At 71.5% G+C, this 26,844-nt stretch carries 20 protein-coding genes and 1 pseudogene; 8 read left to right on the forward strand and 13 right to left on the reverse strand.

The window, feature by feature from the left end; all coding sequences use genetic code 11:
- Window positions 1-33: 33 nt before the first annotated feature.
- Complete coding sequence (gene pknB, locus JAV51_RS18390) at window positions 34-1,995, reverse strand: Stk1 family PASTA domain-containing Ser/Thr kinase (protein WP_197321992.1); 1,962 nt, start codon at window positions 1,993-1,995, stop codon at window positions 34-36.
- 112 nt (window positions 1,996-2,107) lie between these two features.
- Between pknB and JAV51_RS18395 the strand changes: the two genes are divergently transcribed.
- Window positions 2,108-2,476 (forward strand): Rv2175c family DNA-binding protein, encoded by a 369-nt coding sequence (locus JAV51_RS18395; protein ID WP_197321993.1) that lies wholly within the window; start codon window positions 2,108-2,110, stop codon window positions 2,474-2,476.
- 103 nt (window positions 2,477-2,579) lie between these two features.
- On the opposite strand, the gene JAV51_RS18400 is transcribed toward JAV51_RS18395, so the two are convergent.
- The 5 genes from JAV51_RS18400 to JAV51_RS18420 form a co-directional block, all read right to left on the reverse strand.
- On the reverse strand, window positions 2,580-3,497 hold the full coding sequence (locus JAV51_RS18400; protein ID WP_197321994.1) for an alpha/beta hydrolase: 918 nt from the start codon (window positions 3,495-3,497) through the stop codon (window positions 2,580-2,582).
- A 147-nt stretch (window positions 3,498-3,644) separates the two neighbouring features.
- On the reverse strand, window positions 3,645-6,446 hold the full coding sequence (locus tag JAV51_RS18405; RefSeq protein ID WP_197321995.1) for a LuxR family transcriptional regulator: 2,802 nt from the start codon (window positions 6,444-6,446) through the stop codon (window positions 3,645-3,647).
- A 59-nt stretch (window positions 6,447-6,505) separates the two neighbouring features.
- The gene (locus tag JAV51_RS18410) at window positions 6,506-7,294 is read right to left on the reverse strand and encodes an LLM class F420-dependent oxidoreductase (protein WP_197321996.1); all 789 of its coding nucleotides are present in this window, start codon (window positions 7,292-7,294) and stop codon (window positions 6,506-6,508) included.
- The gene (crtI, locus tag JAV51_RS18415; protein WP_197321997.1) at window positions 7,291-8,802 is read right to left on the reverse strand and encodes a phytoene desaturase family protein; all 1,512 of its coding nucleotides are present in this window, start codon (window positions 8,800-8,802) and stop codon (window positions 7,291-7,293) included. The genes JAV51_RS18410 and crtI overlap by 4 nt, the downstream gene beginning before the upstream one ends.
- Before the next feature lie 52 nt (window positions 8,803-8,854).
- Window positions 8,855-9,940, reverse strand: a complete 1,086-nt coding sequence (locus tag JAV51_RS18420) for a polyprenyl synthetase family protein (protein ID WP_197321998.1) — start codon at window positions 9,938-9,940, stop codon at window positions 8,855-8,857.
- Window positions 9,941-10,007: 67 nt separating this feature from the next.
- Here JAV51_RS18420 and JAV51_RS18425 point away from each other — a divergent pair, with 67 nt between their 5' ends.
- Window positions 10,008-11,669: a DUF885 domain-containing protein gene (locus JAV51_RS18425; RefSeq protein WP_197321999.1), complete on the forward strand. Its 1,662-nt coding sequence runs from the start codon at window positions 10,008-10,010 to the stop codon at window positions 11,667-11,669.
- A 21-nt stretch (window positions 11,670-11,690) separates the two neighbouring features.
- Here JAV51_RS18425 and JAV51_RS18430 read toward each other — a convergent pair whose 3' ends face one another.
- Window positions 11,691-13,049, reverse strand: a complete 1,359-nt coding sequence (locus tag JAV51_RS18430) for a sodium:proton exchanger (RefSeq protein WP_197322000.1) — start codon at window positions 13,047-13,049, stop codon at window positions 11,691-11,693.
- A 253-nt stretch (window positions 13,050-13,302) separates the two neighbouring features.
- Between JAV51_RS18430 and JAV51_RS18435 the strand changes: the two are divergent.
- Window positions 13,303-14,209: pseudogene (locus JAV51_RS18435) on the forward strand (DMT family transporter).
- A gap of 25 nt (window positions 14,210-14,234) precedes the next feature.
- Here the strand turns inward: JAV51_RS18435 and JAV51_RS18440 are convergent.
- Together JAV51_RS18440 and JAV51_RS18445 are read right to left on the reverse strand one after the other, a co-directional pair.
- Window positions 14,235-14,801, reverse strand: coding sequence for a GNAT family N-acetyltransferase (locus tag JAV51_RS18440; protein ID WP_197322001.1), 567 nt, complete (start codon window positions 14,799-14,801; stop codon window positions 14,235-14,237).
- Entirely contained in the window at window positions 14,798-15,364 is a 567-nt protein-coding gene (locus tag JAV51_RS18445; RefSeq protein ID WP_197322002.1) for a YbaK/EbsC family protein, read from the reverse strand. Before JAV51_RS18445 ends, JAV51_RS18440 begins: the two co-directional genes overlap by 4 nt.
- 238 nt (window positions 15,365-15,602) lie before the next feature.
- Between JAV51_RS18445 and JAV51_RS18450 the strand changes: the two genes are divergently transcribed.
- Together JAV51_RS18450 and JAV51_RS18455 are read left to right on the forward strand one after the other, a co-directional pair.
- The gene (locus tag JAV51_RS18450; protein WP_197322003.1) at window positions 15,603-16,214 is read left to right on the forward strand and encodes an SAV_6107 family HEPN domain-containing protein; all 612 of its coding nucleotides are present in this window, start codon (window positions 15,603-15,605) and stop codon (window positions 16,212-16,214) included.
- Window positions 16,211-16,975, forward strand: a complete 765-nt coding sequence (locus JAV51_RS18455) for a maleylpyruvate isomerase family mycothiol-dependent enzyme (RefSeq protein WP_197322004.1) — start codon at window positions 16,211-16,213, stop codon at window positions 16,973-16,975. Before JAV51_RS18450 ends, JAV51_RS18455 begins: the two co-directional genes overlap by 4 nt.
- Before the next feature lie 8 nt (window positions 16,976-16,983).
- On the opposite strand, the gene JAV51_RS18460 is transcribed toward JAV51_RS18455, so the two are convergent.
- The 3 genes from JAV51_RS18460 to JAV51_RS18470 all read right to left on the reverse strand — a co-directional run bounded on the left by JAV51_RS18460 (window position 16,984) and on the right by JAV51_RS18470 (window position 23,042).
- Window positions 16,984-17,694, reverse strand: a complete 711-nt coding sequence (locus tag JAV51_RS18460; RefSeq protein ID WP_197322005.1) for a hypothetical protein — start codon at window positions 17,692-17,694, stop codon at window positions 16,984-16,986.
- 130 nt (window positions 17,695-17,824) lie between these two features.
- On the reverse strand, window positions 17,825-18,325 hold the full coding sequence (gene def, locus JAV51_RS18465) for a peptide deformylase (protein WP_197322006.1): 501 nt from the start codon (window positions 18,323-18,325) through the stop codon (window positions 17,825-17,827).
- 70 nt (window positions 18,326-18,395) lie between these two features.
- Complete coding sequence (locus JAV51_RS18470) at window positions 18,396-23,042, reverse strand: ATP-dependent helicase (RefSeq protein WP_197322070.1); 4,647 nt, start codon at window positions 23,040-23,042, stop codon at window positions 18,396-18,398.
- Window positions 23,043-23,198: 156 nt separating this feature from the next.
- Between JAV51_RS18470 and JAV51_RS18475 the strand changes: the two genes are divergently transcribed.
- On the forward strand, window positions 23,199-25,124 hold the full coding sequence (locus tag JAV51_RS18475; protein ID WP_197322007.1) for an Hsp70 family protein: 1,926 nt from the start codon (window positions 23,199-23,201) through the stop codon (window positions 25,122-25,124).
- A gap of 7 nt (window positions 25,125-25,131) precedes the next feature.
- On the opposite strand, the gene JAV51_RS20405 is transcribed toward JAV51_RS18475, so the two are convergent.
- Window positions 25,132-25,254, reverse strand: coding sequence for a hypothetical protein (locus JAV51_RS20405; RefSeq protein WP_255535027.1), 123 nt, complete (start codon window positions 25,252-25,254; stop codon window positions 25,132-25,134).
- Window positions 25,255-25,317: 63 nt separating this feature from the next.
- On the opposite strand from JAV51_RS20405, the gene JAV51_RS18480 reads away from it, so the two are divergent.
- Window positions 25,318-25,512, forward strand: a complete 195-nt coding sequence (locus JAV51_RS18480) for a DUF3046 domain-containing protein (RefSeq protein ID WP_197322008.1) — start codon at window positions 25,318-25,320, stop codon at window positions 25,510-25,512.
- Between the two features lie 289 nt (window positions 25,513-25,801).
- On the forward strand, window positions 25,802-26,839 hold the full coding sequence (gene recA, locus JAV51_RS18485; RefSeq protein WP_197322009.1) for a recombinase RecA: 1,038 nt from the start codon (window positions 25,802-25,804) through the stop codon (window positions 26,837-26,839).
- Window positions 26,840-26,844: the final 5 nt, after the last annotated feature.

Below are 26,844 nucleotides of genomic sequence, written 5' to 3' on the forward strand. Positions count from 1 at the left end.
CGCCGTCGTTCCTTGTGGGTCAGTGAGTCGTGCTCAGGGGATCGTCGACAGGGTGACCGTCGACCCGGGCTCGACGAACTTCCCGCCCGACGGGCTCTGCTCGATCACGAAGCTGATCGGGCCGCGGGACTCGCCGCCGCCCACCTCGAAACCCGCTTCGCGCAGGATGCGCACGGCCTGTTCGGTGCGGCGGCCGACGACGGACGGCACCTTCACGGCGTTCGAGACGACCACGCCGACGCGCGAGCCTTCCTCCACCGTGCTGCCCGGTACGGGGTCGGTGCGCACGACGTGTCCCGCGGGAACGTCGGCGGCGAACTCCTCACCGGCGTCGAACGGCTCGAAGCCTGCCTCCTTCAGGGCCTTGAAGGCGTCGTCCCGGCTCTGACCCAGGACGTCCGGCACCGGCGTCGGAGGCGGGCCCTTCGAGCGCACGATGGTGACCGCGTCACCCACGTTCGCCTGGCTGCCCGGCTTCGGCTTCAGCGTCACGACGGCACCCTCGGGCACCTCGTTGCTGTACTCGTCGGCCTCCTCGGACACGCGGGGTTCGAGCTGGACCGCCTCGATGGCGCGTTCGGCCTCCTCGACGGTCGCCCCGGCCCGCACGTCGGGAACCACCGGCCTGCCGAGCGAGAGCACGACCGTCACCTCGTCGCCCTGCAATGCCCGGTCGCCGCCCTCGGGGTCGGTGCGGATCACGGTGCCCGACGGCGTGGTGTTGTGCCGTTCCTCCGTCACCACCGGGGTGAGCCCGGCCTGTCGCACCGCTGCCTCGGCTTCCTCCCGGCTCATTCCCGCCACGGAGGGGACGTCGACGTACCGGCCGCTGGAGAACCACCACACGCCGGCACCCACCCCACCGAGCAGCACGAGCACCACGAGCGCGAGGACCGCGAGGGGTGGGCGGCGACGCGGGGCGATCGCGACGTCGTCGGCCTGCGGCGGCGCGTCCGCCGGGGTCGCGAGCCGGGGCAACGCCTGCGTGCCTCGCGGTCCGGCGTCCGACGGCGACGTCGTGACGGCGGGCAGTGCGGGAACGGTCAACTCGCTGTCGCTCTCGGCGGGCGGCTCGGTCGCGGGCCCGGACGCCGGGACGCGCGGGATCTCGACCGGGCCGAGGCCGAGGTCTGAGCGCACCCGGCGCAGCTCGGCGAGGAAGGCACCCGCGTCGGCGGGACGCGCGTCGGGATCGCGCCGCGTGGCACGGACGACGAGGTCGTCGAGCGCGGGCGGCAGCTCCGGAACCACCGTGCTCGGGCGCGGAACGTCCTCGTTGACGTGCCGGTACGCCACCGACAGGGCGGTGTCCCCGCGAAAGGGGACGTGGCCGGTGAGCATCTCGTAGAGCAGGATGCCCGTCGAGTACACGTCCGAGCGGGCGGAGGCGTCGCCGGTTGACACCTGTTCGGGCGAGAGATAGCCGACGGTGCCGAGGATGACGCTGGTGCTCGTGGAGCCCGCGTTCGCGGCGGCCCGCACCAGGCCGAAGTCGGCGACCTTCACCACGCCGCCGCTCTCGCCCATCGCACCGACGAGCACGTTCTCCGGCTTGACGTCCCGGTGGACGAGGTGTGCGGCGTGGGCGGCGGCCAGAGCCGACAGCACCTGCTCGGTGATCGTCAACGCCAGCGGGACGTCGAGTCGACCGCGTTCGGTGAGCAGGTCACGCAGCGTGCCGCCGTCCACCAGCTCCATGACCAGGAACGCGCGCGGGTTGTCCACTCCGGCGGAGGTGTCGAAACCCTGGTCGTGGACCGCGACGACGTGAGGGTGGTGGAGGCGGGCGGCCGAGCGGGCCTCGCGCTCGAACCGCTCGACGAACGAGCGGTCGCCCGCGAAACGGGAGTCCATGATCTTCACGGCGACCGGGCGGTCGAGTCGGGTGTCGACCCCGCGGTACACCGACGACATCCCGCCTCGGGCGATGAGGCCGCCGACGCGGTACCGGCGGTCGAGAAGTGCGCCCGCGAGGCTGCTATCCGTGGGTGTCACAGCGGTCGATCCTACGGTCGACGGCGACGGCGCACCGACGAGTGCACCCCACGGCTCCCCGCCGGGGAAATCCCCTGCTCCCGGGTGCATCGATTGTGGCAAGGTTAGGGGTGTGAGTGCGATTCCAGTCGCTGACGACCTGCTCGACCCCGCTGTTGCCGTCCTGACCGTCGCCGAGGTGGCGGAGAGGATCGGCGTGTCCGAGAACAAGGTCCGGCAGATGCTGCGGGACGGCCATCTGATCGCGGTCCGCAGAGACGGCGCCCTGCTCATCCCCGCCGACTTCGTCGGCCCCGAGGGGGCGATCAAGGGCTTGCCCGGGACGATCACCGTGTTGTCGGACGCCGGGTTCAGCCGGACCGAGATGTTGCGCTGGCTGTACACGGAGGACGAGTCGTTGCCGGGCGTGACCCCCATCAACGCGTTGCGGACCAGCCACGGCACGGAGGTCAAGCGGCGCGCCCAGGCCATGGCCTTCTGACCAGCCGCGGTACAGCCGAGACGACAGACACACCCGGGCGGTGTGCGACCTGGGTCGCACACCGCCCTTTCGATGTGTCGATGTCGCTACCGGGACTGCCGGATCAGTACGGGCAGGTGGAGCGGTACTCCTCGATCGTGCGGTCGGTCGGGTTCGGGCAGAGGAACTGGCTGTAGCGCGTGTCCTCGTCGACGAACCGCTTGAGCCACGAGATCGAGTACTTGGCGATCGTGGTGTTGGAGATGTTCGGCGCGAAGTGCGTCGCCCCGTCGAGCTCCATGTAGGCCTTCGGCAGCGTGCTCGGCAGGCTGTTGTAGAACGGCTCCGAGTGCGTGCGCACCGGGGCGATCGAGTCGTTCTCCGCACCGATGATGAACGTCGGAACCTGGACGTCACCCCACGTCTTGTCGAGGTTCCACGGCGTCAGCGGGATGGACGCCTTCAGGGACGGCCGGCTGACCGTCGCCTCCAGCGAGCCGCCACCGCCCATCGAGTGGCCCATCACGGCGAGGCGGTTCGGGTCCAGCCGCTGCCGGACGTCCCTGTCACTGCGCTCGACCAGGTAGTCCAGCGCGGCCAGCAGCTGGCGTCCGCGCTGCCCCGGCTGGTCGAGCCTGGTGTTGGTGTCGATGGTGAACACGATGAAGCCCTGCGAGGCGATGCGTTCGCCGTACCACGACATGCTGCCCTCGTCGGCGGTGAAGCCGGGGGCGACGGCGACGGCGCCGAACGTGCCCTCGCTGGTGTCGGTGGGGTAGTAGATCGTGCCACCACCGAACCCGACGGCGAACGACGACACGCGTTCCGTGTCCACCCGGAACGGCCCGCGGACGGCCTCGATGCTGTCCACCGTCGGGTCGGGTCCGCGCTCGTAGGGATTCTCCTGTGCGGTGGTGACGTCCGCGCCCGCCACACCGGCGCCTGCCAGACCAGTCGCCACGGCGATAGCCGCGGTCAGTACGCCGATCGTCCGCGCCACCCTGCCACGGGGGCGGACGACCGACTTGCTCCGGATTCGCACTGCGTCGCTCCTTTGCGTCGAGAACAACCACGGCGGCGCTGCGTGGCCGCCTGCGTTCGTGCGGTGACGAACGTGGGTGATTCTGACTGCGCGACGCTTGCGCCGGCATCGGTGAAACCACCAGTCGCTACCGATCGGTAATGCGCCTTATCGGTACAGCGCGGCGAGTTCGACCCTCGATCGGACGTCCAGCTTGGCGAAGATGTTGCGCAGGTGGTGGTCCACCGTGCGGTGGCTGATGAAGAGCTGCTCGGCGATCTCCTTGTTCGTGGCTCCCGCCGCGACGAGCTGTGCGATGCGGTCCTGCTGCGGACTCAGCGACCCGGGCTTCGGTCGCCGGTCGTGGGGGACGCGATGTCCGCACGCCCGCAGTTCCCGGGAGGCCCGCCGAACCCAGTGCGCCGCGCCCAGCTCGTCGAAGAGATGCACGGCCTCCCGCAATACGTCCCTGGCCTGCCCCGGTTTGCGGGAGCGCCGCAGCCACGACGCGTACAGCAGTTCGGTGACGGCGAGGTCGTAGGGAGCGTCGGCGTCGCGATGCAGGCGGATGGCCTCGGTGAACCGGGCGTTGACCTCGGCGTCCTCCTCCGCGAGGAGGGCGTGACAGCGGTGGGCGAGTGCGGCCCGGGCGGCGCCGCCCGTGGTGTCGGCCCACTGCTCGAAGGTGGTCAGCGCTCGGCGGGCGACCTCGCGTTCCCCACAGCGGACGGCCGCCTCGACGAAGTGCGGCGTGGCCATGACCCGCAACGGGATGCAGTGCCGGGAGCGGCCCACGGACAGGCGCCGGAACCGGTCGAACGCCTCCGCCGGGCGGTCGTGTGCGAGATCGACGCACGCGGCGGCCCAGGTGGCCAACGCGCTCGGTCTGCCGAGACCGCGTTCGACGAGTTCCTCCTGCGCCGCGTCGAGCCGGGCCAGCGCGGTGGCCTCGTCGCCCTGCAACGCGGCGAGCATGGCGAGCACCGTGATGTGATCCACCGCCGAGTTCGACTGCCCGAGCGACCGGGCCACCGACAGCCCCTCCAGCGCGGTGGTGGTGGCCGTGGCGTGCTGCCCGGAGAGCAGTGCGGACATCGCCGCGTACACCAGCGCCCACGGGACGCCCGACTCGTCTCCGTGGGAGCGGGCGCTCACCACCGCCCGCAGGGCGAGGTCGCGGGAGCGCTCCGCGTCGCCGAGGGTGAACGCGGCCTGGCTCGCCAGGGTCATGCCGGTGGCATCGGTCGTCGTCTCGCCGAGTTCGACGAGCCGCCGCAGCGGGGCAGCAGCCGCCGCGTGTCGGCCCCGGAAGGTGGCCGACATGGCGGTGAAGTGTTCGCGGACGAGAAGCGTGGTGGGCCAGTTCTCCGAGCCGCACAGTGCCGCGGCGTCCCGTGCGGTGAGGCAGTAACGCGCATTGTCACCTGCGACGAAGCTCGCCTCGCCCGCGAGCATGAGGGTGGTGGCCGCGAGGTCGCGATGGGTGGGAGCGAGCCGCCGGGCCGTGGTGATGAGCTCGGCCGCCGCGACCGACGGATTGCCCCGACGCAGTTCGATCTCCCCTGCGAGCCTGCCGATGCGGGCCCGGAGGTCGCCGGTCGCGAGGGGTGCCGCGAGCCGCAACGCCGTGCGAGCCCGCTGCGGTCGCCCCGACGCCCAGTGGTCGGACGCGGCCGTGACCAGTCGTAGGGCTCGGGTGTCGAGGTCGGTGGACAACGCCGCCGCCCGCTCGCCCGCTTCGGCGGCCTTGTCGAAGGCGGCCTCGCTGCGGGCCCGGCGGGCGAGTCGGTCGAGTTGCGTCACGAGGTCGGGCGCGGGGGCGGTGGCGGTCGCGGCCCGATGCCACACCGCCCGGTCCCGATCTCCCGCGGCGTCGGCCGCTCTCGCCAGACATCGGTGCGCTGCCTCGACGTCCTGAGGCGGCAGCGCGCCGAGCACCGCCGAGGGCACGATGTCGGCGGCCAGCCGGACCGCTTCCCCGTCGTGCGTCACCAGACCACTGCGCACGGCCTCGCTCGACGCCTCGGTGACCTCGGACGACGTCGACGGCTCCAACAGAGCCCGGTGGACGAGGTGTCCGTCCGCCCGCTGCGCCACTGCGGCCAACGCGACGACGGCACGGGCGGCGTCGGACAGCGTGGAGAGCCGTTCGCGCACGACGCGACACAGCCGACTGTCGGTGGGCAACGCGGCGGGGACGGCCGCGCGACCACAGAGGTGCTCGGCCGTCAGGGACTCGGCGAGTTCGACGAGGGCGAGCGGGTTGCCGCACGCGGTGTCGACGAGCGCGTCGGCGACGTCGGCGGGCAGCGAGTCACCTCGCCGGTCGTGGAGCAGCTCGTGCGCCGCCACGTCGGGCAGGGCACCGAGGCGGACGCGCGGCGGTCCTTCCCAGAGCGCCGGGTCGGTGTCGGAGGTGTGGTCGACGGCGAACACGAAGGCCACGCCCGCGTGCCGCGCGCGGCGGGCGGCGAACGTGAGCACCGATCTCGACGCCTCGTCGAGCAGGTGTGCCGAGTCGACACAGCACAACACGGGGCGCTGTCGTGCCGCCTCGGAGAGCAGGGCCGACACCGCGGCCGGGAGAGCCAGCGAGGCGGTGTCGTCGGTGTCGTCGGAGTCGTCGCTGTTGCCCGTCAGCCCCCACACGGGGCGCAGAGCCCGGGCGCGTTCGTCGGGCAGCGCCGCCGCCAGGTCGGCGAGTGGTCGCAGGAGTTGTTCGGCCCCGGCGAAGCGGACGGTGCGCTCGGCGACGGTGCCTTCGGCCCACAGGACGCGGAACCCGCCCGCGCGGCGGGCGAGGGCGTCGAGCAGTGTCGTCTTCCCCGTCCCTGGGGCTCCGGTCACGACGGCCGCACCACCGTGACCCTCGGCGGCGACGTCGAGCAGTCGGGTCAGGTCGGCGAGTTCCCGGTCACGCCCGCGCACCGGTCGTGCGTGCGCGGGCGTGTCGTCCCACACGGCGAGCATCTCGCCAGTGTTGCGCGTAGATCATCGGGTTGAAAGATCTTCGTGAAAAATTAACCGAGTCAGCCGTTGCGGCTGTCCCTCCAGGCGAGCCAATCCCGCAGCGGGGCGAGGTCGTAGTCCGGCCCGCTCGCGCTCACGGTGAACATCGTGATGCCCAGGTCGACGAGCTGGTCCCCGGAGTCCTTCGGCGACCCCGACACACCCACCGACCGTTCGATCTCGGCCGGGTCGCGACCCACGTCGGCGCAGTGCCGGTCGAGGATCTCCACCTTGCGAGCGGCGACCTCGACGTCCCCGAAGCCGTGCCAGATGTCGGCGTGCTGGGCCACCAGCCGCAACGTCTTCTTCTCGCCGCCGCCGCCGATCAACACGGGGATCTTGCGCGTGGGAGCGGGGTTCAGCTTCGCGAGCCGCTTCTCGATGCGCGGGAGTGCCTCACCGAGGTCGGCGAGGCGGCTGCCCGCCGTGCCGAACTCGTAGCCGTACTCGTCGTAGTCCTTCTGGAACCAGCCCGCGCCGATGCCGAGGATGAGCCGTCCGCCGCTGATGTGGTCGACCGTGCGGGCCATGTCCGCGAGCAGCTCCGGATTGCGGTAGCTGTTGCAGGTGACGAGGGCTCCGATCTCGACCCGGGAGGTGGCTTCCGCCCACGCGCCCAGCATGGTCCAGCACTCGAAGTGCTTGCCCTCGGGCTCGCCGCTGAGCGGGTAGAAATGGTCCCAGTTGAACAGGATGTCCACGCCGAGTTCCTCGGCCTCCGCCGCGGTCCGCCGGATGGCGTCGTAGTCGGCGTGTTGGGGCTGAATCTGCAGCCCGATCCGGATGGGGCGTCCTGTGCTGGTCGTCATACCGTCGACCCTAGTGTCGACCGTCGACGCCCACCGGCTGCGAGGACGCGTTCGGCGGCGAGCCTGCCCGACACGAGCACGGGCGGGATTCCCACACCCGGCGTGGTGCCGCATCCGGCGAGCACCACGTTGTCCGCTCCCCGGACCCGGTTCGCGGGGCGGAAGGGGCCGGTCTGGACGAGCGAGTGCGCGAGCGAGAACGGCGTCCCGGCGCCGAGGCCGTCGGCGGCCCACGTGTGCGGTGTCGCGACCGCCTCCACGACGAGGTCACCGGCGACGGTGAACCCCCGCGCGTCGAGGGTGCGCAGCAGTTCGTCGCGGTACGCACCGGTGACGCGCGGCCAGTCGATCGGAGCGACGTGCAGGTTCGGCGCGGGAGCCAGCACGGTGACGACGTCCTCCCCGGGCGGTGCGAGGGAGGGATCGGTCGCGGTCGGCCGCGTGACGAGCAGCGACGGATCGCTCATCAGGCGACCCTGGTCGATGATCTCGGAGAAGGTCTCGTGCCAGGCGTCGCCGAACGACAGCGTGTGGTGCCCGAGGTCGCGTCCGCCGTGCGCGCTGTGTCCGTAGAGGACGACGGCGGACGGCGCGTAGCGGCGACGCAGCAGTCGTCGCGGTGTGCGGCCCAGCAGTGCGTACGAGGTCGACAGCTCCGTGGCGAGCACCACCGACTCGCAGGCGATGCGGTCTCCGGCCTCGGTCCACACCGCCCGCACCCGACCGTCGGCGTCGCGGTCGAGGCGCTCGGCCGCCGTGCTCAGCCGCACGGTCGCTCCCGCGGCCCGCAACGCCGCCGTCATGGCTCGTGCCACCTGGCCCATACCGCCCGTCGGGTAGTAGACGCCTGCGACGGTGTCCATGTACGCGATCACGCCGTAAGCCGCGAGAGCCCGCATGGGGTCGAGGCCCGCGTACAGCGACTGGAACGTGAACAGCCGCCGAAGGCGCTCGTCGGTGACGAAGCGCGCCACCCGCGCACCCAGCCTGCCGAACCCGCCGAGCGCGAGCAGCCGCACCAGTTCGGGGCCGACGAGGTCCAGCACCGAGTCGAAGTTCGACCCGATGAACCGGTCGCGTTGCACGTCGTACAACTCACGCAACCAGCGCCGCAGCGCAACGTATCCCGCGGCGTCGGCGGGACCCGCCACGGCGCGGATCTCGGCCTCCATGGCGGCCGCGTCGGTGTGCACCGTGACGGTGCTGCCGTCGGCGAAGTGGGCGTGATAGGCCGGGTCGAGGCGGGTCAGCGTGAGCCACTCGCCGACGCTCGACCCGACCGCCGCGAACGCCTCGTCGAGTAGGTCCGGCATCGTGAACACGCTGGCACCGGTGTCGATGCGGTAGCCCCTGCCGTCCTCGCCGAACAGCCGGTCGGCCACGCGCCCGCCCGGTTCGGGAGCGCGTTCGAGCACCGTCACCCTGCGCCCCGCACCCGTCAGGTGCAGGGCCGCGGACAGGCCCGCCAACCCGGCTCCCACCACCACGACGTCGGTCGTCTCGTGCACCCGCGTTCCCTTCGGTCGGGACACGCCGGGCACCGAGCCGGGCGGCGGCGTGTCAGAACGTCCTTCGGGTCGCCCTGTCCGCGAGTTCGGCGAGCTGGTGCGCGGCGGGTTCGGCGAGCGCCGCCCGCTCCAACGAGGCGAGCGCGTTGCCGGTCATCTCCTCGATCCTGCGTTCGACCTCGGCGACCGCGCCGACGTCGACGAGCGCCTGCCGCACGTCGTCCACCTCGGCGTCGGTCAGCCGTGGGTCACCGACCGCGTCGGCGATCACCTTGTGTTCGCCGACCCGGCCCTGCTGCTCGGCGTAGGCCAGGCCGAGTGCCAGCAGCAGTGTCCGCTTGCCCTCGCGTAGGTCGTCCCCCGCGGGCTTACCCGTTACGGACGGGTCTCCGAACACGCCGAGCAGATCGTCCCTCAACTGGAACGCCACACCGAGGTCACCGCCGAAGTCCAGCAGCGCGTCGATGAGGGGCTGTTCCGCTCCGGCCAGCGCGGCGCCGAGGTGCAGCGGCCGCTGCACGGTGTAGGCGGCCGTCTTGAGCCGGTCGACCCGCAGCGCCGCCTCGACGGAGGCGTCGCCGGTCGCCTGCGTGTGGACGTCGAGGTACTGCCCCGCGAGCACTTCGGTGCGCATGGCCCGCCAGGCCGGGCGGGCCGCGGCCATCCTCGCCGCGGGAAGCCCGCAGTCGGCGAACATGTCGTCGGCCCACGCCAGCGCCAGGTCGCCGATGAGCACGGCGGCGGCCCACCCGAACGACTCCGACGAGCCGAGCCACCCCTGCTGCCGGTGCTGCGCCGCGAACGCGACGTGCACCGTGGGGGCGCCCCGGCGGGAGTCGGAGGAGTCGATGACGTCGTCGTGGACGAGCGCGCACGCCTGGATGAGTTCCAGGCTCGCCGCGGCCCGGAGCACGCCCTGTGCCTCGTCCGAGTCCGGGTCGCCTCCCGCGCCGCGCCAGCCCCACCAGGCGAAGGTCGGCCGCAGTCGCTTGCCGCCTCCGAGCACGAACGCGCTCAGGGCGTCCACCGCGGGCCCGAAGGTGGGTTCGGTGCGGCGGATCGGGTCACCTGCGTTGTGCAGGAAGTCCTCCAGAACGCGGGTGATCGCGGACGGCAACTCGGCGTCGATGTGGTGCATGAACCCATGGTCCCAGGCGCGTCGAAATCGCTGTCTGCCCATCTCCTCAGCGGGGTAGCGTGCGGGCATGAACGTCCACGAGATCTCTGACCAGACTGTCGACGACTACGCCGCGGCACACCCCGATGTGGCCGTGCTGATCGGTGTCGGTGATCACCGCGACCGGGTGACCGACTACTCCCCGGAGGGACACGCCGCTCGCGGCGCCATCATGCGCCGGGCGCTGACCGCCATGGAGGCCACGGAGCCTCAGGACGAGAGCGAGCGCGTCGCGAAGGCGGTGTTCACGGAGCGGGTCGGCAACGAAGTCGCGATCCACGAGGCCGGTCTCGACGTGGCGTCGCTCAACGTGCTCGAGAGTCCGCCGCAGAACCTGCGCATGATCTTCGATCTCCTGCCGACGGAGACCACCGAGGACTGGGAGAAGGTCGCCACGCGCATGGCAGGCGTGCCGGACGCGCTCGACGGTGTCCGCGCGTCGTTGCTGACCGCCGTCGAGGCCGGTCGGGCGCCGGCGTTGCGCCAGGTCACCAAGGTGGCCGAGCAGGCTGATCTGTGGGCGGGCCTGTCCAGTCGCACCGGCTACTTCGAGTCGCTCGCGAGCAGGGCCGAGAACGTTCCGGACAGTCTGAAGGAGCAGCTCGGTAAGGCCGCTCGCGAGGCGCAGGAGGCGTACGCCGAGCTGGCGGGCTTCCTGCGGGCCGAGCTGGCGCCCGAGGCGCCGACGAAGGACGCCGTCGGCGAGGACGTCTACCGCGTGTGGTCGCGCTACTTCCTCGGTGCCGACCTCGACCCGCGCGAGGCCTACGAGTGGGGCTGGGAGGAGTTCGCCCGCGTCGAGCGCGAGGCCAAGGAGGTCGCCGAGCGCATCAAGCCGGGGGCGACGCTGGCCGAGGCGGCGCAGGCGCTGGACGCCGATCCGCGCTACCGCGTGCACGGCCAGGCCGCGTTCGAGCAGTGGATGCAGCGGCTCTCCGACGACGCGCTGGCCGCCCTGCGCGACGTCCACTTCGAGATCCCGGACGAGATCATGGCCCTGGAGTGCCGTATCGCACCGCCCGGGGGCCCGGTGGGCGCGTACTACACCGGTCCCGCCGAGGACTTCGGCAGGCCCGGCCGGATGTGGTGGTCGGTGCCCGCCGACAAGGAGGAGTTCTCCACCTGGCGCGAGGTCAGCACCGTCTACCACGAGGGTGCCCCTGGGCACCACCTCCAGATCGCGACGCAGGTCCACGAGCGGTCGCTGAACCGCTTCCAGCGCATGTTCGCCTCGACCTCCGGGCATGCCGAGGGGTGGGCTCTCTACGCGGAGCGCCTGATGCAGGACCTCGGCTTCCTGAACGACGACGGCAACCTGCTGGGCATGCTCGACGCGCACCTCTTCCGCGCCGCCCGCGTCGTCGTGGACATCGGCATGCACCTGGAGCTGGAGATCCCGAAGGGCACCGGCTTCCACGAGGGCGAGCGCTGGACGCCCGACCTCGGGTTGGAGTTCATGCTCACGCGCACCATCACCGACCCCGCCCACGTGCACGACGAGATCGACCGGTACCTGGGCTGGCCGGCACAGGCGCCCGCCTACAAGCTCGGCGAGCGGCTGTGGTTGGAGGCCCGGGAGGAGGCCCGACGCCGTGAGGGAGCCGATTTCGACCTCAAGGCCTTCCACACGAAGGCCCTGCGCATGGGAGGCATGGGCCTGTCCACGTTGCAGGACCTGCTCTCGGCGTGAGGTGACGGGAGGCCGTCCGGCTCACTCCTGACGGAGCCGGACGGCCTCCTGCTCGTCGGCACGCTGCAACACGTCGAACGGGGTCGCCAGGCCGTCGCGGACGACCCGCTTCGTGTCCGCGAACCGACGCGCGAGCAGCACGATCGCCAGCAGCACGTAGATCGCGCTCAGGACGGAGATGATGATCCGGTCGGTCTCCTCCGGCAGCAGGATGCTGGTGATGAACTGGATCAAGAACAACGTCAGCAGTGCGGCAGCCCACCGTGCCGTCATGGTCAGCGACACCAGGATCGCCACGGCGAACAGCGACTGCGCTGCCGTGATCATCAGCTCGAAGCGCTGATGCAGGTCGATGGGCAGCCCGTCGAACGACCCGCTGGAGATGGCGAAGACGATCGGGATCGTCCCGACGAGCAGGGTCCACTGGTTGACCTTGCTGGAGATCAACGTGCCAAGCGCGGAACTCGCGTGCAGCTTCCACGCGAACAGGCACGCGACGATCAGCTCCGGCGACTCGCTCGCCAGCGGCGCCACCCACTGCACGAGCAGGAACTGGTCGATCCCCAGGTCCGTCCCCGTCTGCACGAGGTTGTGCGCGAAGTGCTCCGCCGTGGCCAGGATGATGATCGCGGCGAAGCCGAACATGGCTCCGTAGAGCCAGCGTCGCGTCGTCTTCGGTCGGGTGCCGATCCACGCCGAGGTGCCGGTGAGTTCCGGTTCCTCCACGGGAGCCTTCGCCAGCCGCCACGCGTAGGCGACGAACAGCGACACGAGCACCGCGGCGTCCACGAGCGTCAGCGAATCCCGGAAGGGGAAGTGCAGCGAGTACAGGGTGGCCGCGCCGAGGAAGAAGATCTCCGCCGACATGCGGCGGGGCAGTCTCACCCAGCCCTTGTGCGCGGACGCGCTGTGGGCTCCGCCGTTGCGGCGTGCCCGCACCACGGCGAGCGTGGCCACGAGCACCACGAGCGGCCATCCGACGCCGACGAGAATCCGGTTCGCGCCGGTCATGTTGGCCAGTGCGAGCGAACACGGGTTGCTCCCGTCGGCCACGGGCATGCAATGACCGTGTTCGGCGTTGATCCGTCCCGCGTTCATCGTGAACACGAAGTCGACGGCGTACTCGGGGAGCACGGCGAGGAACGCCAGCAACGCCAGAGCCAGCCCGCCGTTGATGTCCACCTGAGCGGCTTCCGCGGCCCAGGACAGGATGAAGGCGGCACCCACGATGGCGATGCCGTAGAGGAGCGCGGCCAGTGGCGCGGCGAGCTCCGGGCTCGGCAGGCCCAGATAGTCGGTTCCGCCGAGGTAGAGCCCGGGCAGCGTCACGAGCGCCGCGAGCGGCAGTGGCGGGGTGAGGCGCTCACTATGGTCCGGCACCCGGTTGAGATTCCCTGGCCGTCGATGATCGAAACAACGGTCGGCGTCGAGCTCCCCGGCTAGAATCCCCGTCATGCATCACGTCGTGCGTCGCGTTCTCGCGCCGCTGTCTCCGCCGCCGCGCTCCTGACGCGGGGTGATCATCAGGCCTCCCGGCCCGGTCGACGACCGGTGTCCCGGTGACGGCCGTCTTCGTCGTGCCCCGCGTCGTCCGTCTTCAGTCGTCCGACTCCGACGTGGGAGCGCATTCGTCATGTCCACGACCATCGCCGCGCGGTCGCGCGCGGCATCCGTCCAGTTGATCGTCGCCGGGGTCCTGTGGGGCACCGGCGGCCTCGCCGGGTCCGTTCTGTCCGAGCGGGCCGGTCTGTCCTCGCCTGCCGTCGCCGTGTGCCGCTTGTCCCTCGGCGGCGCGTTCGCCCTGCTCCTGCTGGGCTGCACCGGAAGGCTCCGGGCTCTTCCCCGCACGCGGGAAGCGGTACGCCGCGTGCTCGTCGCCGGTGCGCTGCTGGCCTGCTATCAGGCGTGCTACTTCGCGGCGGTCACGCTCACCTCGGTGAGTGTGGCCACCATGACCACGATCGGCAGTGTCCCGGTGTTCGTCGCCGTGGCCGGTGCTGTGAGGGAACGGCGGCTGCCCGATCCGGTGACCACGACGTCGATCGGGTGTGCCGTGGTGGGGCTTGTCCTGCTCACCGCCTCGCCGGGTGAGCTGTCCGGGGGAGCGGGCTTCGTGCTGGGACTCGCCTGCGCAGTGGCCTCCGGCGCGGGCTTCGCGACGCTCACCCTCGTCACCCGTACGCCGGTCGAGGGGCTCGATCCCTTGCGTACCACCGCGTTCGGCTGCCTGGTGGGGGCGTTCCTGCTGGCCCCGCTCCTCACCGTGTCCCCGGTGTCCGTGCCGTCGTGGCAGCTCGACGTGCTCGCCGTGGCGCTCTACCTGGGCGCGGTTCCCACGGCGCTGGCCTACCTCGCCTACTTCCGGGGGGCTGGAGCACTCGCGTCCGGTGGTGGCCGCGATGTCCGCGTTGCTGGAACCGTTGACGGCAGCCGTGTTGGCCGCACTTCTGCTCGGCGACGACCTCGGCTTCGCCGGATGGTGCGGAGCGGTGTTGCTGCTGGGTGCCCTGGTCGGGGGTGACCTGCGGCGCGGGCGCTGACGCGATGCCGGGCGCACCCTCCCGCTCAGTCCAGCGGGAGGGTGCGTCCCAGCACGGCGAAGGGCCTCGGATCACCCGCGAAGCGGTAGTCCCGCAGGATGTCGACGAACCCGAGCCTGCGGTACAGCCGCCAGGCGCGGGTCGGCCCCTCGGGCGTCGACAGCAGCACCCTGCTCTGCGCCACGCCGTCCAGCAGCGTGCGCAGCAGGGTCTCGCCGATGCCGCGGCCGTGGTGGTCGGGACGCACGTGGATCTCGGTCAACTCGAAGTAGTCGGACAGCCACGTGCGCGCGACGTCCTCGTCCCGCTGGAGCAGCACTCCTCGATGCACCTGCTCGTACCACCACTGCCCGGGACTTCCCTGGTAGCCGTAGGCGACGCCGACCAGGGTGTCGTCCGGGTCGAACGCGGCCACGCCGCGCCACCCGGCCCGCAACGCGTGGGTCAACCACATGGGAGCACGCTGCTGTGCCGTGTTCGGCGGGTAGTTCATGGCGGCGACGTAGATCGACAACGCCTCGGGGAGCAGCGCTCGGAACTCCTCACCGGTGAGCCGGACGATGCGTTGGTGGCCGGGCGAGGTGGCGGTCATCGGGGTGCGGACCTTCCGGTGCGGGAGTCGGTGGAGGTGGAGACGGTGGCGACACGGCCGCCCGTGACGGTCACCAGGTCGTCGAACGTCGCGGGGAAGACCGTGTTCGGGTGTCCGGCGGCGGCCCACACGGTGTCGTAGGAGCGCAGTGCCTCGTCCACCAGCGTGGTGAGGCGACCGGGATGACCGACCGGTGCGACGCCGCCGATCACCTGGCCCGTGTGGGTTCGGACGAACTCGGGATCGGCGCGGTCGACGCGGCGCGTCCCGGTGAGTTCGGCCAGCATCGCGGTGTCCGCCCGGTGGGCTCCCGAGGTGAGGACCAACAACGGAGCCACCACGCCGTCGTCGTCCGTCGTGCGGAACACGAGGCTGTTGGCGATGGCGCCCACTTCCACCCCGATCGCCTCGGCGGCCTGCGCGGCCGTGCGCACTGCCCGGGGGAGGAACCGGATGCCGTCGACGCTCGTGGCCAGGCCGGCTTCGGCCAGCACGGCGGCGACCTTGGCGACGGACGGGTGGTCACGGAGAGGGTCGGCAGACCGATCGCGTGTCGCGCTCATACGGCTATGAGATCACGGCGGCTCGCCGCGTGCGACGCCGCTTCCGGGGATATCGGTGTTCGTGGGGACTTGAAGGTGGTGGCGGCGCGGGTTAATGTTGGGGTGTTCGAACACATGTTCGACACGTGGTGGTTGGTTCGTCGACGGGTGCGGTTCGACGAGGGCGCCGGCGCGGTGGTGGGGGAAGCACCCCGCGCCGGCTCCCGCCGCCGTGCCGGGCCGGAAGAGAGGTGGAGCCATGACGGTGGAATTCGTGCCTCGGCGTGACGGAACCTGGCCGGTGTCCGGTCGGCCGACGTGGGCGGGCAGGTCGACACGGACCTCCGACGGGGACGCGCGGACGGCCGATCTCGCGGCACCACCGTCGGCGATACCGACCCAACGCACCGGACGGCCGTCCGAGCCGTTCGAGCCGCGTCGTCCGGCGTCTCCGGAGGCCGCATCGCTGGTGGCGCAGGCGGGTCACGGTCTCGCGGAGGTCGCGCGGGAGACGACGGCCGCGACCCGGTTCGTCGCCGCCTACGCCTCGGCGTTGCGCGCGGGAGCGGCGATCCTGGTGGCGAAGGGACGACCGCACCGCCGCGTGGCGAAGCCGCAGAGCACGTGGACGCTGTTGGCGGAGGCCGCGCCCGAGGTTCGGCAGTGGGCCGAGTACTTCGCGACCCACTCCGCCACCCACGCCGCCGCGCAGGCGGGCATCACTCGTCGGGTCACCGCGGAGTCGGCCGAGGAACTCCGACGGCGGGCGGCCGACTTCGTCGCGTTGGCCGCGCGAGTCGTGCACGGAGACGCCGCTTCGAGTGTCTTCCCGGGTGGAACGCGACCGGGGGAGCGGCGGGGCGACCGATGAGGTCCGGGAGCGTGATCGACCACGGCAGGTTGCTCGACGCGATCGGGTACGAGGCCGAGCTCCTGGTGGAGGTGTCACGGTCGGGTTCTCCGGAGGCCGCTGTGCCGACGTGCCCGGGGTGGACGTTGAGCGAGGTAGTGCGGCACGTGGGCAGTGTCCACCGGGCGGCGTCCCACTGGGTGCTGCACGGCGAGGCGCCGCGACGGTGGCAGCGTGACCCGGTTCCCGGGCAGACCGTGCAGGGCTATCTGCGGGACGGTGCCGAGGGGCTTCGGGACGTCCTCGCCGCCCGTACGCCGACCACGAGTGCGGCCACGTGGTGGGACGACGATCCGACAGCCGGGTTCTGGTACCGGCGCATGGCGCACGAGACCACGATGCACCGCGTCGACGCCGAGCGGGCGCTCGGTGTGGAAAGCTCCGAGATCGCACACGACGTCGCGCTCGACGGCATCGACGAGGCGCTCCTACTGTGGTTCGGGCACCGGCTGCCCATGCTCGGCGTCACCGGTACCCGGACGGCGACGGTCGCCGTTGCCGCGGCCGGTTGTCGGTGGCTCGCCCGGATGACGCCCGAGTCGACCGTCGTACGGCGCAGTTCGGGAGCCGAGCCCGACGAGGTCGACGCGGTGGTGTCGGGTGAGCCCGAGCAGGTCTACCTGTGGCTCTGGGGGCGTCAGGGGCCGAGTGCGGTGTCCGTTGCGGGCGACCACGACGCCGTGGGGCAGCTCTGGGCGTTGCTGCGCCTGGCCACGCGGTAGCGGGGAATTCAGCAGATGACGGCGACGTCGGCGCCCGCGGCGAACGAGACGTGCACGTGGTCCATGTGGTTCGCGGTGGGGCTGCCGCGGTCCTCCATCGTCGTCCAGCCTGAGCCGCTGTTGATGCGCTGGTACCAGATGACGTAGGTGATGCCGAACTCGGCCTGGTGGGCCACGAGGTACTCCGAGAGCTCGTCGCCCACTGCCGGGTCGACCATGAAGTCGAGGGCGAGTCCGACGGGGTGGTCGCTGGCGTTCGCGCGCCCGGCCCGACCGCCCACCGAGTCGACCGCGAACCGGGTGAGCACGTGGTGTCCGACCTGTGCCACGTGCGGCTCGGTGTTCTCCAGGTCGGTCGAGCACGCCTGCGGCTCGGGCTCGACGGGCTCCGGCGGTGGAGCTTCCTCGGTGGTGGTCTCCGAGGTCGGTTCCGGCTCGGTCGTCTCGGTGGTCTCGGGTGGTGTGGACGTCGTGGTGGACGTGGTCGGGGTCGAGGTGGAGGACGGCGGCGGTTCGATGCTCGTCGAGGAGGTCGGGGCCGGGCCGCCCGACATGACGAGTGCCGCGGACGCGGGGTCGCTGCGGACCAGACCGTTCGTGGTGTAGATCATCAGCGCCAGCGCGGCGGCGGCGACCACGCCCAAGGCGGTCGGGGCGATCCATATCCGAGGTTGGGTCGGTTTGCGATGCCGACCGCGTGCCGTCCGATGTCTCGTCATCGTCCCTCAACTCCCGTGATCCCAGCGCCGGTGAGATTAAGAACCGGCAACGAAGAAGTCACGAGAGAGTGGGGATGGACACAGTCGGATAACGATATTCGTGATCGCGCGTGTCGTTCCCGTGATTGTCCTAACGGGACCAGAACCAGTCCTGATCACGAGCCTGACGCAGTGCCTGCTTGCGTCGCTCGGCGTCCAGCCGGTCGATGTACAGGTAACCGTCGAGGTGATCGACCTCGTGCTGGAGGCACTGGGCCATCAGTCCCTCGCCCGAGACGATCACCGGCTCGTTGCGGAGGTCCACACCCTTGACCGTCGCGCGCACTGCGCGCACCGTCGCGAATCCGAGGCCGGGCAGAGACAGGCAGCCCTCCATGACCTCGTGCTTCTCCTCGGAGAGCTCGACGATCTCCGGGTTGAGCACGTAGCCGAGGTCGCCGTCGACGTTGTAGCTGAACGCCCGCACCCCGACCCCGATCTGGGGTGCGGCGAGGCCGGCCCGTCCTGGTGCCTGCACCGTGTCGAGGAGATCGTCCACCAACGCCCGGGTCGTGTCGTCGAAGGTGGTGATCGGGTCGGAGGGCGACTTCAACACCGGGTCGCCGAAGTAGCGGATGTCGCGCTTGGCCATGCTCGTGGTCCTTCCGGGAAGTGATGACGGCGCGAGCTTAGCGACGCCGTGACCACCGCGAACACGCTCGCTATGCGCGCAGGCGCAAGCCCTTCGGGGTCGCGCGGAAGCCGGCTTCGCGGAGCACCACGGCGAGCTCCGAGGTCAACACCTGTTCGCCGTCGGCCCGCTGGACCTGCAACTGCCCGAGCCACCCGTCGCGGACGGCGTCCGACAACGCCCCGGCGGCGGCCCGGAGGATGATCGGGTCGTCGGTGAACGACAGCAACGACCGGCCACCCCGCTCGACGTACAGGGCAGGGGTGCCGTCGACGAGCACGGTGAGCGCTCCTGCCTTGCGTGCGGGGCGATGCTTCGTGTCGCCCACGACCGGCGGCCAGGCGAGCGCCGCGCCGTATGGCTGGGCGGGATCGGCGGCAGCGAGGACGACGGCCCGCTGCTCCGGCCGCCAGCCCCCGGCGTCCGCGACGGCACGAAGCCGGTCGACGGCCCCACGCACGGCGAACTGCGCCGCACCCAGCCCCTCCACGACGTAGCCACGGACGACGTGCCCCGAGTCCTCCATACCACGCAACACCCGGTAGACGGCCGAGAAGCCGCCGGTGACCCGTTCCGTGTCGAGCGCGCCACGGGTCAGCACACCATGGCGTTCGAGGAACGACTCCGTCCGGGCGTGGGCGCGGCGCGTGGGGTCGGTCTCGCGCGGTGGGGTCAGGCCCCATCGCCCGGCGACCGTCGGGGGACCGGTGCGGCTGGGCATCGCGGGTCGGGCCGCGCGCAGCCGCGCGTACCGGCCCCGAGGTGTGGACCGTCGAGGCTTGTGTGCGGCACCCTTGCCCGCGACCTGGGCGCGCAGCGGCGCCAGCGTGTCACCGGTGACGAGGCCGGACCACACGAGATCCCACAACGCGGTGACCACGTCGGCGTCGGTGCACGGTTGGTCGAGCGTCACGGTGACGCGGTCGACGATCTGGCGGAAGAACAGACCGCCCCCTTCCAGGGCCGCGACGACGGCGTCGTGCAGCGGACCGTGCGTGGACGTGTCCTCCACGTCCGGCAGCAGCGCCTCGGCGACGTCGGTGGGTGCCAGCGCGATCCACCCGTCACCACCGGAGAGCGAGCCGCAGCCGCACCACGTGACCTCGCCCGCCACCATCAGTTCGTCGAGCAGCGCCGGGTAGTAGCCGGGCAGCCTGCTCGGCAGGATCAGCGATTCCACCGCACTCGCCGGGAGTGGGGCTCCGGCCAGTTGTTCGACCACCGCGAGCACGTCGTCGGCCGTCGGTGTCCACCGGCTGGATCGGTGTGCGCCGACGCCGTGCCAGCTCGGCAGGAACCGTCCCAGCGCGGCGGGTTCGACCGGCTCGACCTCGGCGCGCAGCCGTGCCAGCGAGGCCCGCCGCAGTCGACGCAGCACGGCGGCGTCGCAGTACTCGGTACCTGCCTCGTGGGCCTGGGGACGGAGTTCGCCGCGCACGAGCGTGCCGTCGGCGGTCAACCGGTCGAGCACGCCGGTCACCACCGCGAGCCCGAGCCCGAACCGCGCCGCGGCGTCGTGGGCCGAGAACGGCCCCCGGGTGCGGGCGTAGCGGCGGAGCAGGTCGCCCAGCGGGTCGGCCACAGGCTCGGTGAACGCCTCGGGAACGCCCACCGGGAGAGCCGCGCCCAGGGCGTCGCGGACCCGGCCCGCGTCCTCGATCGCGAGATGGCGCTCCTCGCCCGCGATGCGGACGACGATGGCGCGACGTCGCGCCACGAGCTCGTCGAACCACTCCGGTCGGACGCCACGGGCGGCGGCCTCTTCACGCGTGAGGTCACCGAGGAAGCGCAGCAGGTCGGCCGTGTCCTCGGGCCCTCGGGCGTGGCGGTCGGGGTCGAGTCGCTGCAGCGAGCGTTCGACCTCGGCCACGACATCGGCGTCGAGCAGCTCGCGGATCGCCTCGGTGCCGAGCAGTTCCGCCAGCAACGTCGAGTCGAGCGACAGCGCCGCCGCCCGCCGCTCGGCCAGTGGGGCGTCGGTCTCGTACAGGAACATGCCGACGTAGCCGAAGAGCAGGCTGCGGGCGAACGGCGAGGCCGACGGCGTCTCCACCTCGACGACTCGCACCGACCGCGCCGCGACGTCGGCCATCAGCTCCTTCAGCCCGCCCACGTCGTACACGTCCTGGAGACACTCGCGCATCGCCTCCAGCACGACGGGGAATCGCTCGTACTTGGCCGCGACCCCGAGCAACTGGGAGGCCCGCTGCCGTTGCTGCCACAGGGGCGTACGGCGTCGCGGGTCCCGCCGGGGCAGCAGGAGCGAGCGCGCCGCGCACTCGCGGAACCGGGCCGCGAACAGCGCCGACCCGCTCACCTCGGTGGTGATCAGCTCCTCGACCTCGTCCGGATCGAGAACGACATCCTCCGCGCCGATCGTCACCTCCCGGCCCTCGTCGTCCAGCGCGTCCGGCAGCCGTAGCACGATGCCGTCGTCGGAGTGGGCGACCTGGGCGTCCACCCCGCGTCGTTCGCGCAGCCGCGCGGCAACGGCGAGGGCCCACGGGGCGTTGACCTGCGCGCCGAACGGGGAGTGCACGACCACGCGCCAGTCGCCGAGCTCGTCGCGGAACCGCTCCAGCAGCACGGTCCGGTCGCTGGGGACGTGGCGGGTGGCCTCGCGTTGCTCGTCGACGTAGGCCACGAGGTTCGCCGCCGCCCACGCGTCGAGTCCGGCCTCCTCGGCGCGTCGCAGTGCCTTGTCGCGTTCCGACGTGGACAGAAACCGGAGGAGTCGTCCCAGCGCGCGGCCCAGTTCCAGCGGTCGGCCCTGGGCGTCGCCCCGCCAGAACGGCATGCGCGCGGGGTGTCCGGGCGCGGGAACCACCAGGACCCGGTCGTGGGTGATGTCGGTGATCCGCCACGACGACGTGCCCAGCAGGATCGTGTCGCCCACCCGCGACTCGTAGACCATCTCCTCGTCGAGCTCGCCGACGCGGGACCCCGGCCGTTCCCCGTCGCCCGGCGTCATGACGGTGAACAGGCCGCGGTCGGGGATCGTGCCTCCCGACGTGACCGCGAGCCGTTGCGCCCCCGGCCTGCCCTCCAGCACGCCCGTGACGCGGTCCCAGGTGATGCGGGCACGCAGTTCGCCGAACTCCTCGCTCGGGTACCGCCCCGCCAGCATGTCCAGCACGGCGTGCAGCGCGTCGTCGGGCAGTGCCGCGAACGGGGCGGCCCTGCGCACCGTCGCCGCCACGTCGTCCACCGTGCGCGGTTCGACGGCGACCATGGCCACCACGTGCTGCGCGAGCACGTCCAGCGGGTTGCGGGGATAGCGCACGGCCTCGATGGCGCCTTCGGCCATGCGCTCGGCCACGACGGCGCACGAGACGAGGTCGCCCCGGAACTTGGGGAACATGACGCCCGTCGACACCGCTCCCACGTGGTGTCCCGCGCGACCGACGCGTTGCAGTCCCGACGCCACCGTGGGCGGCGCCTCCACCTGGATCACGAGATCGACGGCACCCATGTCGATGCCCAGCTCCAGCGAGGAGGTCGCCACCACGCAGGGCAGCGTGCCCGACTTGAGGTCCTCCTCGACGCGGCTGCGTTGCTCGCGCGACATCGAGCCGTGGTGGGCGCGCGCCACCACCGGAGCAGCCTCCGTCTGCGGGCGCGTCGTGCCCGACTGGCCGACCGCCTCGGCGGGGAAGTCGCTCGCTTCGTCGAGGTCGGCGGCCAGCTCCGCGCGCTCGGCGGCGAGTTCGTTGAGCCGGGCGGTGAGCCGTTCGGCGAGGCGCCGGGAGTTGGCGAACACGATCGTGGAGCGATGGGCTCGGACGAGGTCGAGCACGCGTTCCTCGACGGCAGGCCAGATCGACGGCCGTGGGGTCGGTTCGGGTAGCTCCAGGCTCGCGTCCGGGTCGGCCTCGCTGGGTAGAGGTGCCGGTTCCGTACGCGAGGGTCGAGCGTCGAGTTCCCCCATGTCCTCGACGGGCACCTCGACACGGACGTCGATCGTCTTGGTCAGTGGCGGTTGCACGACCTGCACGGGCCTGCCGCCGGTGAGGAACGCACCCACCTCGTCGACGGGTCGGACCGTGGCCGACAACCCGATGCGTTGCGCCGGGTGTTCGAGGAGATCGTCCAGCCGCTCCAACGACAGCGCCAGGTGCGCGCCGCGTTTGCTGCCCGCCACCGCGTGCACCTCGTCGACGATCACCGTGTCGACACCTCGCAGCGACTCGCGGGCCGCGGAGGTCAGCAGCAGGAACAACGATTCCGGGGTGGTCACCAGGATGTCGGGCGGGGTGCGCGCGAACGCGCGCCGTTCGGCGGGCGTGGTGTCGCCCGTGCGCGTGCCCACGCTGATGTCCGGCGGCTCCAGTCCCCGACGCCGGAAGGCCTGCGAGATGCCGGTCAGCGGTGCCCGGAGATTGCGTTGCACGTCCACGGCCAGTGCCTTCAACGGCGAGACGTACAGGACACGGCAGCGGCGACTGCGTTCCGGCGGCGGCAGCGTGGCCAGCCGGTCGAGCGCCCACAGGAACGCGGCCAACGTCTTGCCCGACCCGGTGGGTGCGATCACCAGCGCGTGCTCGCCCTCCTGGGCCGCGCGCCACGCGCCCTCCTGCGCGGCGGTGGGCGCTTCGAACGCGCTCGCGAACCAGTCCCGCGTGGCGGGGGAGAACAACGCGAGCGGCTCGGGACGGACGTCGTCAGGCACGTCTTCCATCATGCGTGGCACACCGACAGTTCGGCCCGGCGTGCGAGTGGGACGGGGACGGGACGGGGACCCGACGAGGACGACTTGCCGGGTGCGTCCCCCACGTCGGCGTCGGACGTGAAAGCATCACCGCGGTTTCTCGCGGAATTCGGCAAGGGAGAACTGGTGGGGATTCTGTCCGTCGATCTCGGTACGTCGAACACGGTCGCCGTACTCTCGGCACACGGGAGACAGCCCAGGGTCATCGACGTGGACGGCTCGGCCACGATGCCCTCGGCCGTGTTCGCCGAGGAGCAGGGCGAGCTGGTGGTGGGGCGTGACGCCGAACGCCGGGCGCGACTCGACCCGACGCGATTCGAACCGAACCCCAAGCGCAGGGTCGACGAACAGACGCTTCTCCTCGGCACCGACGTGGTGCCGGTCAACGAGGCGCTGGCCGCCGTGCTGCGCCGAGTTCTCGACGAGACCGTGCGGCAACTCGGCGGGGAACTGCCGGAGGAGGTCCGCCTGACCCACCCGGCGCAGTGGGGGCCGGTGCGACGCAACGTGCTGTTGTCGGCCGCCCGGCTCGCGGGGATGGGCAACAGTGCCATCACGTTGGTTCCCGAGCCGGTCGCCGCCGCCGCCCACTTCGCCTCCTTCCCCGGCAAGGCGCTCGCGCCGGGACAGACGCTCGCCGTCTACGACCTCGGCGCGGGCACGTTCGACGTCGCCGTGCTCGGGGCCACGCCGAACGGCTTCACCGTGCTGGCCGAGGACGGACTGCCCGACCTGGGCGGACTCGACGTCGACCAGGCCCTGCTGGTGCACGTCGGCCGCGAGGTCTCGCACAGCGATCCGCAGCGGTGGCAGCGCCTGCTGCGTCCCGAGTCGACGGCCGACCGTCGGGCCCGCCGGGCTCTGCAGGAGGACGTGAAGGCCGCCAAGGAGGCGCTCTCGCGCCTGCCGCAGACCGAGGTGCCCATGCCCGAGCCGTTCTCGGACGTGCTGGTCACGCGGGCGGAACTCGAAGCACTGGTGCGCCCCACCATGCTGCGCAGCGTGGAGCTGCTCGCGCGCACGGTGCGGTCGGCCGGGTTGTCCCCCGACCAGCTCGCGGGCATCTACCTCGTCGGTGGGTCGAGCCGACTGCCGCTCGTGGGCAGTCTGCTGGCCGAGAAGCTCGGCGTGGTGCCTTCCAGCCTCGACCAACCCGAGACGGCGGTGGCGTTCGGCGCCCACCACGTCGGCCCCGACGGGCTCAGCATGCGGACGCAGCAGGTCGATGGAGAGGTCGTCGGCGGGCAGTCGTCGGGACCGGCGGTGGTCACCGGACCGTACTCGCCTCCAGCGGGCATGACTCCGCCGCAGCAGGCCGCCCCGCAGTACCAGCCCGTGGCACCGGCGCCCTACGGAGCGAACGGCGGGGGACAGCAGCACACCACGGCACCGCTCGGACCTCCTTCCGGGCCGTTGGCCACACAGCCTGCCCACTTCCCGACCGTGCCGGTGAGCGGGAAGAACAAGAGCCGCAAGGGCTGGTGGGTGGGCGCCGCCGTCGCGGTCGTGGCGATCCTCGGCGGTGTCGGGGCGTTCTTGTTCTGGCCTTCGTCCTCGGTCACCACCTACACGGCGCAGGAGTGCCGCGAACCGGGTGAGCCCGACGAGGAGGGCTTCACCGGCTGCCTGCGCCAGCTCGCGGGCGGTGTGCCCCGGGACAACGATTGCGCGCCCGGAACGGGCAAGGGAGCCGCCGCGCCTCCCAACGAGGAGGAACTCGGGGTCACGGTGACGTGCGCGGCACCCGGGCTGCCCGGCGCGCAAGTCACCTATATCCACTCGGACTCCACCGAGGTCATCGAGCAGTACACCGACGGCCTGATCAGCCGTACCGGCGGCGGGGACCAGGTGCAGGCGGAGTGGAGGGGCAACGGCCTGTCCGGCCGCTACGCCGCCTCGGCGGGGCGCAGCTCGTCGGTGCTGGTGTTCACGGTGGACGACCGCCCGCTCGCCGGGTTCGTCTACCAGGTCAACGTCACGGGCGACGGCGAGGCCACCCCGCCGAACGAGATGGCGAACTACTTCGAGGCCACGGTCCAGCCGGGGGAGTGAGTCCCGCTCACTTCCGCCGATTGCGGCGCGCGGTGATGACCAGCACGACCAGCGCGCTGCCGACCACCGCGATCGAGGCCAGCGTGAGCGCGGTCGACTGGAGCTCGGAGAACGCCTGCGACAACACCATGCGACCACCCTACGGTCCGTAGGGGGCGCCGTGGGGTCGACCGGGCTGACTACGCTGAAGCCGATGCGAATCACGGTGTTCCGACGGCTCATGGAGGAGGAGTTCGGCGCGATGCGCGCCGAGACCCTCGCGGCCGACCACGTGCTCAGCGCGCTCGGCGGCCGGACGGCCGACGAGGCGCTCCGCGACGGCTACTCGGCCAAGGAGGTCTGGCACGCGGTGTGCGTCGAGTTCGACGTACCGCCGGAGCGGCGGTGACCACCGGTGGTGTCTGACGACGGTGCGGGACCCGGTGGAAGTGTCTACCGGCTCACCCGGACGGCGAGCGCCGAATCGTTCGGGGTGTCGCATCGACGTCGAACACCTGTTCGGCTATCGTGGTGTCCACAATCCGGTCAGGCTGTGGACAACCACCCGGTCCGGCCGCGAACTGTCCGACCCCGCCCGTAACGTCGGACCCGAACAACAGACATCCCTCGGACTCCGACAGCACGTCTGCGCCACCGCACGTCTTCGGGCCCGATGAGCAGCCAATGAGGTGGATTCCATGCCAGCAGCACCGGACAAGGGCAAAGCGCTCGACCTGGCCCTTGCCCAGATCGACAAGCAGTTCGGCAAGGGATCGGTGATGCGTCTCGGTGAGGACAGCAGGCCGCCGGTCGAGGTCATCCCCACGGGGGCGATCGCGCTGGACATCGCGCTGGGGATCGGTGGGTTGCCGCGGGGCCGCATCGTCGAGGTCTACGGTCCCGAGTCGTCGGGTAAGACGACGGTCGCGCTGCACGCGGTGGCGAACGCCCAGAAGGCCGGTGGCATCGCCGCCTTCATCGACGCCGAGCACGCCCTCGACCCCGAGTACGCCAAGGCACTAGGCGTCGACACCGACGCCCTGCTGGTCTCCCAACCCGACACCGGTGAGCAGGCGCTGGAGATCGCGGACATGCTGATCCGGTCCGGCGCTCTCGACATCCTGGTCATCGACTCCGTGGCTGCCCTGGTCCCGCGTGCGGAGATCGAGGGCGAGATGGGCGACTCGCACGTGGGCCTCCAGGCCCGCCTGATGAGCCAGGCGCTCCGGAAGATCACCGGTGCCCTGCACAACTCGGGCACCACGGCGATCTTCATCAACCAGCTCCGCGAGAAGGTCGGCGTCATGTTCGGCAGCCCGGAGACCACCACCGGTGGTAAGGCGCTGAAGTTCTACGCCTCCGTCCGCCTCGACGTCCGCCGCATCGAGACGTTGAAGGACGGCGGTGAGCCGGTCGGTAACCGCACCAGGGTCAAGGTCGTCAAGAACAAGGTCGCGCCGCCGTTCAAGCAGGCCGAGTTCGACATCCTGTACGGCGTCGGCGTGTCTCGTGAGGGCTCGTTGATCGACATGGGGGTCGATCAGGGCATCGTGCGGAAGTCGGGAGCCTGGTACACGTACGAGGGCGACCAGCTCGGCCAGGGCAAGGAGAACGCACGGCGTTTCCTGCGCGAGAACCCGGACGTGGCCAACGAGATCGAGAAGAAGATCAAGGAGAAGCTCGGCATCGGTGCCCAGGAGGGCGAGGACGGCGCTCCTGCTCCGGTCGACTTCTGACGGGC

It is taken from the genome of Saccharomonospora sp. NB11, assembly GCF_015910535.1.
Lineage (GTDB): Bacteria > Actinomycetota > Actinomycetes > Mycobacteriales > Pseudonocardiaceae > Saccharomonospora.